12 protein-coding genes are annotated in these 12,572 nt (G+C 71.4%); 8 read left to right on the top strand and 4 right to left on the bottom strand.

Features of this window, described 5'->3' with window-relative positions; translation table 11 throughout:
- Positions 1-78: 78 nt before the first annotated feature.
- Positions 79-1,812 (bottom strand): amidohydrolase, encoded by a 1,734-nt coding sequence (locus P8S73_RS09400; protein WP_289929342.1) that lies wholly within the window; start codon positions 1,810-1,812, stop codon positions 79-81.
- A gap of 377 nt (positions 1,813-2,189) precedes the next feature.
- On the opposite strand from P8S73_RS09400, the gene P8S73_RS09405 reads away from it, so the two are divergent.
- The 4 genes from P8S73_RS09405 to P8S73_RS09420 all read left to right on the top strand — a co-directional run bounded on the left by P8S73_RS09405 (position 2,190) and on the right by P8S73_RS09420 (position 6,607).
- Complete coding sequence (locus P8S73_RS09405; RefSeq protein WP_396350351.1) at positions 2,190-3,689, top strand: amino acid permease; 1,500 nt, start codon at positions 2,190-2,192, stop codon at positions 3,687-3,689.
- A gap of 184 nt (positions 3,690-3,873) precedes the next feature.
- Positions 3,874-4,209, top strand: a complete 336-nt coding sequence (locus P8S73_RS09410; protein WP_019310565.1) for a rhodanese-like domain-containing protein — start codon at positions 3,874-3,876, stop codon at positions 4,207-4,209.
- Positions 4,206-5,207 carry a prephenate dehydratase gene (gene pheA / locus P8S73_RS09415; RefSeq protein ID WP_019310564.1) on the top strand — a complete coding sequence of 334 codons (1,002 nt, stop codon included), beginning with the start codon at positions 4,206-4,208 and terminating at the stop codon, positions 5,205-5,207. The genes P8S73_RS09410 and pheA overlap by 4 nt, the downstream gene beginning before the upstream one ends.
- A gap of 5 nt (positions 5,208-5,212) precedes the next feature.
- A complete protein-coding gene (locus P8S73_RS09420; RefSeq protein WP_039101094.1) occupies positions 5,213-6,607 on the top strand; it encodes a GntP family permease in 1,395 nt (464 codons plus the stop codon).
- An 84-nt stretch (positions 6,608-6,691) separates the two neighbouring features.
- Here the strand turns inward: P8S73_RS09420 and P8S73_RS09425 are convergent, their stop codons facing one another.
- Entirely contained in the window at positions 6,692-7,672 is a 981-nt protein-coding gene (locus P8S73_RS09425; protein WP_224764877.1) for a diacylglycerol kinase family protein, read from the bottom strand.
- A gap of 130 nt (positions 7,673-7,802) precedes the next feature.
- Here P8S73_RS09425 and serS point away from each other — a divergent pair, with 130 nt between their 5' ends.
- The 4 genes from serS to P8S73_RS09445 all read left to right on the top strand — a co-directional run bounded on the left by serS (position 7,803) and on the right by P8S73_RS09445 (position 10,937).
- Positions 7,803-9,107: a serine--tRNA ligase gene (serS, locus tag P8S73_RS09430; protein WP_239357785.1), complete on the top strand. Its 1,305-nt coding sequence runs from the start codon at positions 7,803-7,805 to the stop codon at positions 9,105-9,107.
- A 163-nt stretch (positions 9,108-9,270) separates the two neighbouring features.
- Positions 9,271-9,408, top strand: a complete 138-nt coding sequence (locus P8S73_RS09435; RefSeq protein WP_396350352.1) for a hypothetical protein — start codon at positions 9,271-9,273, stop codon at positions 9,406-9,408.
- The gene (locus P8S73_RS09440) at positions 9,405-10,241 is read left to right on the top strand and encodes an HAD family hydrolase (protein ID WP_100205745.1); all 837 of its coding nucleotides are present in this window, start codon (positions 9,405-9,407) and stop codon (positions 10,239-10,241) included. The genes P8S73_RS09435 and P8S73_RS09440 overlap by 4 nt, the downstream gene beginning before the upstream one ends.
- Before the next feature lie 63 nt (positions 10,242-10,304).
- Positions 10,305-10,937 (top strand): hypothetical protein, encoded by a 633-nt coding sequence (locus P8S73_RS09445; protein WP_039101037.1) that lies wholly within the window; start codon positions 10,305-10,307, stop codon positions 10,935-10,937.
- Positions 10,938-10,990: 53 nt separating this feature from the next.
- On the opposite strand, the gene P8S73_RS09450 is transcribed toward P8S73_RS09445, so the two are convergent.
- Entirely contained in the window at positions 10,991-11,812 is an 822-nt protein-coding gene (locus tag P8S73_RS09450) for a hypothetical protein (RefSeq protein ID WP_070636666.1), read from the bottom strand.
- Positions 11,813-11,987: 175 nt separating this feature from the next.
- Complete coding sequence (locus P8S73_RS09455) at positions 11,988-12,503, bottom strand: inorganic diphosphatase (RefSeq protein ID WP_019310557.1); 516 nt, start codon at positions 12,501-12,503, stop codon at positions 11,988-11,990.
- Positions 12,504-12,572: the final 69 nt, after the last annotated feature.

Raw genomic sequence — 12,572 nt, forward strand, 5'->3', positions numbered from 1 at the left:
GGGGTTCTCCTGACTCCGGGTCGAGTGTGGCCCGAATCACCGTTCTGGGGCTTGTCCGGCGATCCTACCGCCGGGGCGTCACACGGAGCCGTGCACCACCTCGCCGCCCACCACCGTGGCGGTCACCCGCAGGTCACGGATGGTCGCGGGGTCCACCGTGTGGATGTCGTCGGAGAGGACCGCGAAGTCCGCGAGCATCCCCGGCACCAGCCGCCCCTTCTCGTGCTCCTGGTGGGAGGCGTACGCGCTGCCCACGGTGTACGCGTGCACCGCCTCGGCCACCGTGACGCGCTCCTCCGGCACGAACGGTGCGCCGGAGGACGTGGACCGGTTGACCATGTCGTGGATGTTGGCCAGCGGCGGGTAGTCCACCACGGGGGCGTCCGTGGAGGCGGGAACCACCATGCCGGCGTCCAGCAGGGATCTCATGCGGTAGCAGAACCGGGTGCGCGGTTCGCCCATGGCCCGGGCGATGCCGTCCCCGAGCTCGTTCACGAACCGGCCCTGGGGCACGGGAACCACGCCGAGCCGGGCCGCCCGGGCCACCTGCTCGTCGCTGGCCACACCGAAGTGCTCGATGCGGTGGCGGCAGTCCTCGCGGGGGAACCGCCGTTGCGCCGCCTCGAGGACGTCCAGGACCACGTCCACCGCCCCGTCCCCGATGGCGTGCACGGCGAGCTGCCAGCCGTTCGCGTGCGCCGCGGTCAGTCGCTCCTCGAGCCACTCCCGTGGGAACTGCAGGTACCCGGCGTTGGAGACGCCGGCCTCCGCGTCCGCCGCGTAGTCCTCGGTCATGAACGCGGAGCGGCCGATGAGCGAACCGTCCGCGAGCACCTTGACCGCGCCGATGCGCAGCCGGTCGTCCCCCAGCCCCGTCCGCAGCCCCAGGTCCAGGCCGAAGGGCCGGTCCGCGTGGTCCCCGTCCGCACCGGCCGCGCCCGCGCCGGAAGGGGACCCAGCGGCGTCGTCACCCCGGGCGTCTGCGGCGTCCGGCGCGTCCTGTGCGCCCACCGGGTGCAGCGTGGTGAGGTACGGCATGACGGTGGCGCGCACGCCCAGCCGCCCCTGCTCCCGCGCGAGCTGGTATGCCGCGAGGTCCGTGACGGACTGCCCCAGGTGCTCGGGGGCGCCCAGCCCGGGTTCCGTGACGGACGTGATCCCGGCGGCCAGGGCGACGTCGCTCGCGGCCCCGATCTGCTCGGCCACCTGTGCGGTGGTCTTGGGCGGCATGGCCCCGGAGACCAGGCCGCGCGCCGTCTCCTCGAGCAGCCCCAGCGCGGCGCCGTGCTCGTCGAGCGGCACGCTGCCGCCCTCGGGGACGGTGAACCCGGTGCGTCCGGGGTACCCGGCGGCCTCGAACGCGGCGGTGTTGACCACGGCCATGTGCCGGGAGTTGTGCCACAGCCACACGGGGTTCTCCGGCGCCACGGCGTCCAGCGCCTCGGCGGTGGGGTGGGAGCCGCCCAGGTGGTTCTGGTCGTAGCCCTGCCCCAGGACCCACTCGCCCGGCGCGGCATCCCGCGCGGCGGCGGCCACGGCGTCGAGCAGCTCGGCCAGGGTGGGAACGGTCGTCGGGCGCAGGTCCACCTGCACGAGGGCCTCGCCCAGCATGGTGAGGTGGCAGTGGGCGTCGTGGAAGCCGGGGACCACGGTGGCGCCGCGCAGGTCCACCGTGCGGTCGAAGAGCTCCGGTGCGAGGTCGTCGTCCAGGCTCACCACCCGGCCGTGGTGGACCCCCAGGGCACGGGCCATGGGGCGCTCCGGGTCCTGGGTGTGGATGATGCCGTTCGTGAAGATGACGTCGAGGGCCATGGGTGCCGTCCTGCTTCCGGTCGGTTCGGGCCGCACGTGCCCGCTGCGTGCCGCGCGGGCCGGTCCACGACTCGCGGGCAGAGGCCCATCGTCTCGCGCGCCGTCGCCCGTGTCACGCCTCGCGCCGCGCTCGACGACGGGCCCCGCGCCGTGCGCCACGACACGCCGCGGGGACCGTGGACGCAGGCGCCGCGGAACGCGGTCCGTCCCGCGGCGCGGACGCTGCCCGGGTCCCGTCACGACGCCGCAGTGTCACCCCGGGCGCACTGTGTGCCGCTAACCTCATGGACAACGAAGTGTGCTTCCGGTGTGAGTGCCGGACGCCGGGCGCAGCACGAGCGCCACGGACGCACACCCCCTCCCACCCAGGAGAACTCATGCCCTTCGACCCCAAGGCGCCGGCCACCGGCCCCATGCCCGTCTACAAGGAGAGGGGCGACCAGGGGTACAAGAAGTCCCTGGGCAACTTCCAGATCCAGATGATCGGCATCGGCGGTGCGATCGGAGTGGGCCTGTTCCTGGGCATCGGCGAGCGCCTGGCCACCGCCGGTCCTGCGCTGATCCTGTCCTACCTGGTGGTCTCCACCGTGGTGTACCTGCTCATGAGGGCGCTCGGAGAGCTCGTGATCCACCGCCCCACCACGGGCGCGTGGGTCTCCTACGCGCGCGAGTTCGTGGGCAACCGGTTCGCGTTCATGACCGGGTGGATCTACGTGGCGCTCTCCGCGGTGGCCGGCGTGGGGGAGATCGCGGCGCTCGCCGTGTACGTGCAGTTCTGGTGGCCCGAGATCCCGGGCTGGATCCCCTCCCTGGTGGCCGCCATGACCATCGTGGGCTGCAACCTGCTGAGCGTGAAGCTCTACGGGTTCATCGAGACCTGGGCCGCGGCCATCAAGGTGCTCGCCATCCTGCTGTTCCTGGGTGCGGGCATCATCCTGGTGGTGGCCGGCGACATCTTCAACGCCCCCACCGCGGCGTCCGTGTCCAACCTGTGGAACCAGGGCTTTGCGCCCAACGGGGCGCTGCAGCTCGTGGTCGTGATGACCGGCGTGGTGTTCTCCTTCTCGGCCATCGAGATCGTGGGCGTCTCCGCCGGCGAAGCCAAGGACCCCGAGGAGTCGATGCCCAAGGCCATCAACTCCGTGGTGCTGCGCATCGCCATCTTCTACATCGGCTCCATCCTGGTGCTGTCCATGCTGCTGCCCACCTCCGAGTACTCGGGTGAGCAGTCGCCGTTCGTCACCGCGCTGTCCTCGCTCAACATCCCGGCGCTCGCGGGCATCATGAACTTCGTGGTGCTCACGGCGGCGATCTCCGGTGTGAACGCCACGCTCTACGCGTGCGTGCGGCTGCTGCGGAACCTCGCGGCCCACGGCCAGGCCCCGGAGGTGATGTCCAAGGTCTCCCACCGCGGAGTCCCCTCCGGAGCCCTGCTGTGCATCTTCGTCTTCGACCTGTTCGGGATCGTGCTCATCTACGCGCTGGGTGCCGCGGACGCGTTCGAAGTGGTGCTGAGCGCGTGCTCCGTGTTCGTGCTCTTCGGGTGGATCTCGATCTTCGTGTCCCACCTGGGCTACCGCCGTCAGGTGGACCGCGGCCAGGTGGCGCCGGTGAACTTCAGGATGCCCGGCGCACCGGTGACCAACTACGTGTGCCTCACGTTCCTGGTGGTGCTCTCCCTCTACATCATGTTCGACTTCAGCAACCCGCACTGGTACTACAGCCTGCTGGCCGGTGTGCTGATCATCGTGGCCACCACCGTGGGCTACGAGTTCTCCAAGCGCCACGTGGCCAAGAAGGGCCTGCCCGAGCTCAAGACCACCGGTGAGGACGACGACCACGTGGCCGCCGAGCCCGGCGAGAACGAGGTGCGCTGAGCGGCGTCGTCCCCGGCGGTCGGCGCGGCGCACCAGGGGCGGCGGCGCACGGCACCCGGGCGTTCGGACGAGAGTGCCGCGCCGGGTCCGGCTCGCGCTGAACCGTGGCGCGGAACGTGATCGCGCTCATGGGCACTATGGTGGGGCACCGGAAGAAACGGCCGGGCCCACTACGGAGGAACCCATGGACAACGTGAACAACCTGCCGTCCGCAACCGTGGACGAGATCCCGGCGGGCGCTCCCGTGCTGGACGTGCGCGAGCAGAACGAGTGGGACGCGGGGCACATAGAGGGCGCGCAGCATCTGCCGCTGTCCGAGCTTGCGGAGCGCTCCGAGGAGGTCCCGCTGGACCAGGACGTCTACGTGATCTGCCGTTCCGGCGGCCGCTCGCTGCGCGCCACCGCGTACCTCGCGCAGTACGGCTACGACCCCGTGAACGTGCTGGGCGGCATGGGTGCGTGGGCGGACGCCGGCAAGCCCATCGTGTCCGAGACCGGGGAAGCGGCGCGCGTTCTGTGAACGCCGCTGTCTCCGGTGTGGCCCCGGGTCCGGTGGACCCGGGGCCACGCGCCCGTCGGTACGCGTTCCTGGGCCCGGCGGGCACGTTCACCGAGGCCGCCCTGATGCAGGTCCCGGGCGCCGACGCCGCCGAGCGGACTCCCATGAACTCGGTGCCCGCCGCGCTGGCCGCCGTTCGTGAGGAACGCGTGGACGCCGCCGTGGTGCCCATCGAGAACTCGGTGGAGGGCGGGGTGACCGCCACGCTGGACGACGTCTCCTTCGGTGCCGAGCTGCGGATCCTGCGGGAGATCGTGGTCCCCATCCGGTTCTCGCTCGTGGCGCCGCCGGGCACCGAGCTGGCGGACGTCCGCACCGTGTCCACCCACACGGTGGCGTGGGCGCAGATCCGCCGCTGGGTGGAGGAAAACATGCCGAATGTGGCATACGTTCCGGCGCCCTCCACTGCGGCGTCCGCCGTGGCCATGCTGGACGGCGCGGGCGGTGTGAGCACCGAGGGCCTCGGCTACGACGCCGCCGTGTGCTCACCCGTGGTCGTCACGGCCCACCCGGAGCTGCACGTGCTGGCCGAGGACATCGGGGACAACAAGCAGGCCGTGACCCGCTTCGTGCTCGTGGCCCGCCCGGACGCCCGGATGCCCGCCCCCACCGGAGCGGACAAGACCTCCCTGGTGGTGCCGCTGTGGCAGGACCGCCCCGGGGCGTTGCTCGACATCCTCGAGCAGTTCGCCACCCGCGGGGTCAACCTCACGCGCATCGAGTCCCGCCCCGCCAAGACCCACCTGGGCGACTACTTCTTCTCCGTGGACATCGACGGGCACATCCAGGACGACCGGGTGGCTGACGCCCTCATGGGCGTCCGCCGGATCTGTCCCCGCACCCGGTTCCTCGGGTCGTACCCCCGGGCTGACCAGCTCGTGGTCCCCGTGGCCTCGCACCACAGCGACGCCGCGTTCGTCCAGGCCCGTTCGTGGGTCGACAACCTGAAAGGACAGTGACGTCCATGGAGATCGAGGGCTGGAGCCAGACGCTGACAGCGGGCCCGCTCCTACTCATCGCAGCGGCGGCCATCGCGGTGCTGCTGGTGCTCATCATCAAGTTCCGGGTGCACGCGTTCCTGGCTCTGATCATCATCTCGGCCCTCACCGCGTTCGTCACGGGCATCCCCACCGACCAGGTGGTCCCCGTGATGCTCTACGGCTTCGGCAACACCCTGGCCAACGTAGCTCTGCTCGTGGGCCTCGGGGCGATGCTCGGGCGGCTGCTCGAGACCTCGGGCGGCGCGCAGGTGCTCGCGGACAAGCTCATCGGGGTCTTCGGCGAGAAGCGGGCACCGCTCGCACTGGGTGTGGCCTCCCTGCTCTTCGGCTTCCCCATCTTCTTCGACGCCGGTCTGGTGGTCATGCTGCCCGTGGTCTTCTCGGTCGCGCGTCGGCTGGGCGGCAGCGTGCTCACCTACGCTCTGCCCGCCGTGGGCGCGTTCTCCGTGATGCACGTGTTCCTGCCGCCCCACCCCGGGCCGGTCACGGCGGCCACGTTCTTCGAGGCCAACGTGGGCTACATCATCCTGGTGGGCCTGATCTGCGCGATCCCCGCGTGGTACCTGTCCTCCTACCTGTTCGGCAAGATCGTGGGCCGGCGCATCAACCTCCCCGTGCCCACCATCCTGGGCCGCGCGGAGGACGTGGCGAACCCGCCCGCGGTGGGCAGCGTGGTGGGCATCCTGCTGCTGCCCATGCTGCTGATCTTCCTCAACACCGGGCTGGGCACCCTGGCCAAGTCCGGGGCCGTGTCCGAGGAGACGGCCTCGCAGACCTGGTTCCAGCTGCTGCGCGCGATCGGTGAGACCCCGATCGCCCTGACCCTGACCCTGATCGTCGCGGCCCTGGCCATCGGCAGGGCCCGCGGGCTCAGCGGCTCCGCGATCGAGAAGACCTTCGAGTCCGCCCTGGGCCCGGTCTGCTCCGTCATCCTCATCACCGGCGCCGGTGGCATGTTCGGCGGGGTGCTGCGCACATCCGGGATCGGCGACGCCCTCGAGGACGTCCTCTCGGACCTCGGCATCCCCGTGATCCTGGCCGGGTTCCTGATCGCCGCCGTGATGCGCGTGGCGCAGGGCTCCGCGACCGTGGCGCTGACCACGGCCGCCGGGCTGATCGCCCCGGCGGTGCTGGCCGGGGGCTACAACGAGGTCCAGCTGGCCGCCATGGTGGTGGCCGTGGCGGCTGGTTCCGTGGTGCTCTCCCACGTCAACGACTCCGGGTTCTGGCTGGTGGGCCGCTTCCTGGAGATGGACGTGCGCACCACCTTCAAGACCTGGACGGTGCTGGAGACCATCATCGGTGTGGTGGGCTTCACGGTGGCCGCCGTGATCTTCGGGCTGGCCGGCGCCTTCTGACGCGCCTCTGCCTGAACGAGAGCGTCCCGGCCCGGAAGAACATCTTTCGGGCCGGGGCGCTCTCCGTTCTGGACGGGGAGCCGCTCAGGCGCCCCGTTCGGGATCCCGCTGACGGATGCCGGCGTCGTCGGCCTGGGACGGTGGGACGCGCACCTTGAGCGAGCGGTGGTCGATGGTGGTCTCGAAAGCCTTGACGTCCCCCAGGGGGTCGCCGTCCACCTCGGACTCGATCGGCTCGTGGAACTCCACCCGCACGGTCTTGCCGCTGTAGTAGTCGATCACCGGCGGCTCGTGGCGGTGCTGCAGCACCACCTTGGCCATCATGCGCAGCCAGCCCACCACGGAGCGGGGGGTCATGACCACGAGGTCCAGGAAGCCGTCGTCGAGCTTGGCGTTGGGCACCAGCACGATCCCCGCCGTGAGCTCCCCGCAGTTGCAGATCATGACGGAGCGCACCAGGCGCGAGACCCACGGCCCGCCGTCCAGGCTGAAGCGGGCCCACCGGGGGCCGCTGAACAGGTGGCGCGCCCCCGCCTCCGCGTACGCGGCCCAGCCCACGAGGTCCTTGAGGTTGTCCTTGGTGTCGGCCATGATCTGCGCGTCGAAGCCCGCACCGCCCATGACCAGGAAGCGGTGGTCCTCGGTGCGGCCGTCAGCGGTCTCCAGGTGCATGACCACGGTGTCGATGGACCTCTCCGAGCCGAACAGGGCCACGTCCACGGAGTGGTGCGGATCCGCGAGGTCCGCCTCGAGGTTGCGGGCCAGCAGGTTGCCCGTGCCCAGCGGCACCAGGCCCAGGGGGACGTCGCCGCCGGCGAGGGACTCGCCCACCGCGCGGATGGTGCCGTCACCGCCCGCGGCCAGCACGACGTCGGCGCCCTGCTCCACCGCGCGGCGCGCCATGGAGAACCCGGGATCGTCCGCCTCGGTCTCGTAGAACACGGGATCTGCCCAGCCTGCCTTGCGGCACGCGATGATGACCGAGTCCCGGGCGACGTCGGCAAGGGCCTTGATGGGGTTGACCACGACGGCCACTCGCTGGGGTTCCCACGGATGATCCTGCACGGGCACCCTTTCCTGGATCGGTTGAGAAGGGGGGTGGAGACGGTAGCGGCCAGTCTACGGTGGCGGGGCCGCCGTGGCGGTCCGGGACGCTGTATCGCGCCCCCGAGCCTCCGTTGGATACCCTGGACGGGTGATCGACATCAACGAGCTGCGCGCCGACCCTGACACCTACCGTGCCTCCCAGACCGCCCGCGAGGCGGACCCGGGACTCGTGGACCGCATCCTCGAGGCGGACTCCCGGCGCCGCAGCGCGATCACCGAGTTCGAGTCCCTGCGGGCCGAGCAGAACGCGTTCGGCAAGAAGGTGGCCAAGGCCCAGGGTGAGGAGAAGCAACAGCTGCTGGCGCAGGTCAAGCAGCTCGCCTCGGACGTGAAGGCCGCCCAGGCCGCGGCGGACGAGGCCCAGGCCACGCAGCAGGAGCTCGTGGCCCAGTTCCCCAACCTCATCGTGGCGGGCATCCCCTCCGGCGGTGAGGACGACTTCGTGCAGCTGCGCACCGAGGGCACGCCCCGGGACTTCGCGGCCGAGGGCTTCGAGCCGCGCGACCACCTGGCCATCGGTGAGCTGCTGGACGGCATCGACATGGAGCGCGGCGCCAAGGTCTCCGGCTCCCGTTTCTACTTCCTCAAGCGGGACGTCGCCCGGCTGGAGACCGCGCTGCTGATGGCCGCGCAGGACCTTGCCCTGGACAACGGCTTCGTCCCCATGACCACGCCCAACCTGGTGCGCCCGGGCATCATGAACGGCACGGGTTTCGACGTGGAGCACGACGACGAGATCTACCGCGTGGGCAAGGACGACCTCTACCTGGTGGGCACCTCCGAGGTGGCCCTGGCCGGCTACCACGCGGACGAGATCCTGGACCTCTCGGACGGCCCGCTGCGCTACGCCGGGTGGTCCTCGTGCTACCGCCGCGAGGCCGGTTCGGCGGGCAAGGACACCCGCGGGATCATCCGCGTGCACCAGTTCAACAAGCTGGAGATGTTCGTCTACTGCCACCCCGAGGACGCCGCTGCGGAGCACGAGCGGCTGCTCGCGTGGGAGGAGCAGATGCTGCAGGCGTGCGGGCTCGCGTACCGCGTGATCGACACCGCCGCAGGTGACCTGGGCACGTCCGCCGCCCGCAAGTTCGACTGCGAGGCGTGGATCCCCACCCAGGGCAAGTACCGCGAGCTGACCTCCACCTCCAACTGCACCACGTACCAGGCCCGCCGCCTCAACATCCGCGAGCGGCTGCCCGAGACCACGGACGCCGGTGGAAAGGCCAAGAAGGGCGGCACCCGCGCCGTCGCCACCCTCAACGGCACGCTGGCCACCACCCGCTGGCTCGTGGCCCTGCTCGAGACCCACCAGCAGGCCGACGGCTCCGTGACGGTCCCCGAGATCCTGCGGCCCTACCTGCGGGGCCAGGACGTCCTGCGTCCCGTCGCCTGACCGCGTCCTGCCGCGGCCCGTCCACGACGCCGCCCGCCCACCGTGCCCACGCGCGGCGAGCGGGCGGCGTCGTGCGTGGCGGTGCGCAGGGGACTTCACCCCCGCGTCACCCGGGCGTCCACCGGCGGACATGCCCCCGTGCTCATGTGACACCATGACTCTCATGACTGACATCCAGGCCGGCACCGACGACCGGCGCACCGACGACCGGCGCACCGACGACCGGCGCACCGACGACCGGCGCACCGACGACCGCGCGACGAGCGCGCGACGAGCGCCGCGGACGCGTTCGCGCCCATGAAGATCCAGACCCCGCGCTCCAGCTCCTGGACCAGGGAGGACGGCGTCCAGTACCTCGTGGCGCTGGACGTGGACGGCACGCTCGTGGACCACGACGGCCACATGTCCCGCGGCGTCAAGGATGCCCTGCGCGCCGTGGTGGGTGCCGGGCACCACGTGGTGATCTCCACGGGCCGGTCCATGGGCGCCACCCTGCCCGTGATCCGCCAGGGGCACATCGAGTCCGGTTTCGCCGTGTGCTCCAACGGCGGAGTGACCCTGCGGCTGGACCCCGAGCTGCCGGAGCACTACGAGGTCACGGACCGCGTGAGCTTCGACCCCGCCAACGCCCTGAAGGCACTGGCCAGCAAGCTTCCCACCGCCAAGTTCGCGCTCGAGGGGGCGGACGGGCGGTTCTACTCCACCGAGCGCTTCCAGGACGCCTCCTTCGGCATCGAGGCCGTGGGCGTGGACATCCACGAGCTCGCCGAGATCCCGGCCGTGCGCCTGGTGGTCTACAGCGCCACGGACGCCCCCGGGGACTTCGCGGACGCGATCGAGCAGGCCGGTCTGCACGGCGTGGCCTACTCCGTGGGCTGGTCCTCGTGGCTGGACGTGGCCGCGAACGGCGTCTCCAAGGCCAGCGCCCTGGAGCAGATCCGCGAGCACCTGGGCGTGGACCCCGCCCACACCGTGGCCATGGGGGACGGCCGCAACGACATCGAGATGCTGCAGTGGGCCGCCCGCGGCGTGGCCATGGGCCAGGCCCCGGACGAGGTGGCCGAGGTCAGCCGCGAGGTCACGGGCAGCGTGTACGACGACGGCGCGGCGACCGTCCTGCGCACCCTGCTCTGAGGTCCACGCTCACCGGCGCGGGACACGACCTGTGAAACCTCATGGAACTGCGATACTGAGACCGTGTTCGTCCTGACCCTGACCCAGCGCGAGGCGGACGCATCCCGCCCGGATCCCGAGACGGACCGCGAGGTGTGTCGGCGGCTCAGCGCGCTGCCCACCCGCGCACCGTTCCAGCCCTCGGCCCCCGGTGTGGTCCGCGGTCTCACGGAGGACCCGCAGGCCGCGGTGGACGCCGCCATGACCGGGTTGCGGAACAGCGCGTACGCCGTGGGCATCGGGGTGGGGGACGTGTACCTCACGCGCGTTGACCAGCCGGACGGCCGGGTGGCCGTCACCGCGGAGGGCCCGGGCATGGGCTTCGGGCACCACGCCGCCCAGCACACCCGCAGCACCGACCGTGTGGCCGTGCGTGTGAGCGCGGCGGACCCGGAGGCCGCGGCGCAGGCGGAGGCCGTGCTGCGGATCGTGGGCCACATCGTGGCCGTGCGCAGCGAGGCCGAGTGGCGCGTGGTGGACCTCATGGTCCCCGGTGCGCGAGGACAGCAAAAGGCCGCCGCGCAGCAGCTGGGCATCACCCCGCAGGCGGTGTCCAAGGCCGTGGTCCGCTCCCTGTGGAACGAGGAGTGGCGGGCCCGCCCCGCGGCGGCCACGCTGCTGCGGCTGTGCGAGGCCCCCGGCACGTTCGAGGGATAGCGCCCTGGACCAAGAGCGCACGCTCTCACCCGGGGAGAACGCGTCCCCGGTTCTCACCACCAGGTGTCCACGGGATGTCCGGCCCCCGTCAGGTCCGCCGCCAGCAGGGGCAGGCACTCTGCGGGCAGCCGCAGCGAACCAGCCACGTCCCGGGCGTCGAAGTAGCCCGTGAGCCACGAGAACGCGGGGTGGTCCTGCGCCAGGGCCTCGCAGCGGGCCACCACGGCCGGGACGTCCTCCTCGGGAGGGAACACCCAGAAGGACTCGAGGTCAGTCAGCTGGAACAGTCCGATCCCGTGGTGCCGCGACCCGGCCGGACCGTGCGTCTGCGCGGGAGGCCTGGCAGCTGCGGGCTGGTCCCAGGCCCGGGACGGACTGCGCACCCACCCGCCCGACGCCGCCGGGCCCAGGGCGGGGGCCAGCGGATCCAGTTCCCAGCGCGGTGCTCCAGCGAGCCAGTCCGGAGTGGTGGGAGGGAACAGGGGCGCCTGCGGCGACTCCGGCCACCGGTCCCGCCACGTGGCGAAGCTGCCCGCCTCGATCCGGTCCCAGAACCGCTCGGCACCCAGGTCCACGGAGACCTCGGCCACGCTGCTGCGCTCCCGCGACCACGGGACGGGCCCGGTGTCACCGGGCAGCTGAGCGGCCTCCGAGGTGAACGGTCGGGAGGCGATGTCCGGGTGGGCGGTGGGTGAGGGCAGCGGCACGGCCCCGGCCGCGGAGAGCAAGGTGCGGACCCGGTCCATCAGGTGCTCCGGACCGAGCACCTGGGTGGAGTCCGTGCCGTGGAAGACGTAGACGCGCGCGGCGCTCTCGTCCTGCGGGTCGTGCACGGTCACCTCCGGGGTGGACAACGGGTGTGCGGTGGGGGTCACCGCCGCGGGAGAGCTTCGTCAGAGACCATCGCGCCGCCGAGCCCTCCAGGTGGCGCCGCGACGATCCAGGATCATCCGACCACGGCCCGGCGACACGCATAAGGAGCCGTGAGACGACGGGGTCCCCGCCGCCGGAGCGCTCCGGCAACGGGGACCCCTCGGAGTCCTGTGGGAATCAGCCGTCCTGCTCGGCCTCCGCGGCGGAGTCGTACTGCGACTGCTCGAAGCGCTGCTGGGCCTCGACGATGAGACGCTCGGCGGTCTCCTTGCCCTCCCAGCCCTCACCCTTGACCCACTTGTTGGGCTCAAGGTCCTTGTAGCGCTCGAAGAAGTGCTGGATCTCCTTCTGGCGGAACTCGTTGACGTCCTCCAGGCCCTGGATCTCGTCGTAGCGCTTGTCGGTGGACACGCACAGCACCTTGGCGTCCCCGCCGGCCTCGTCCGTCATGTTGAACACGGCAATGGGACGGGCCTCCACGATCACGCCGGGCATGATGTCCACGTCCATGATGACCATGGCGTCCAGGGGATCGCCGTCCTCGCCCAGGGTGTCCTCGAAGTAGCCGTAGTGCGTGGGGTACTGCATGGAGGTGAAGAGCACGCGGTCCAGGCGGATCCGGCCGGTCTCGTGGTCGATCTCGTACTTCACGCGAGAGCCGCGGGGGATCTCGATGGTGACGTCCAGCTCCATGGTGACACTCCTTGAGTCGTGATGATGTGACCCGGGCAGCGCGCTCACCCGGCGCCCACGGCGCACCGG

Origin of the sequence: Kocuria sp. ChxB (assembly GCF_044359605.1) — a bacterium.
Classification (GTDB): Bacteria; Actinomycetota; Actinomycetes; order Actinomycetales; family Micrococcaceae; genus Kocuria; species Kocuria rhizophila.

Bases quoted from the DNA above. Each gene is read 5' to 3' on its own strand.
- P8S73_RS09400 (WP_289929342.1), bottom strand. From the start codon at position 1,812: ATGGCCCTCGACGTCATCTTCACGAACGGCATCATCCACACCCAGGAC.
- P8S73_RS09405 (WP_396350351.1), top strand. From the start codon at position 2,190: ATGCCCTTCGACCCCAAGGCGCCGGCCACCGGCCCCATGCCCGTCTAC.
- P8S73_RS09410 (WP_019310565.1), top strand. From the start codon at position 3,874: ATGGACAACGTGAACAACCTGCCGTCCGCAACCGTGGACGAGATCCCG.
- P8S73_RS09420 (WP_039101094.1), top strand. From the start codon at position 5,213: ATGGAGATCGAGGGCTGGAGCCAGACGCTGACAGCGGGCCCGCTCCTA.
- P8S73_RS09435 (WP_396350352.1), top strand. From the start codon at position 9,271: ATGACTGACATCCAGGCCGGCACCGACGACCGGCGCACCGACGACCGG.
- P8S73_RS09440 (WP_100205745.1), top strand. From the start codon at position 9,405: ATGAAGATCCAGACCCCGCGCTCCAGCTCCTGGACCAGGGAGGACGGC.
- P8S73_RS09455 (WP_019310557.1), bottom strand. From the start codon at position 12,503: ATGGAGCTGGACGTCACCATCGAGATCCCCCGCGGCTCTCGCGTGAAG.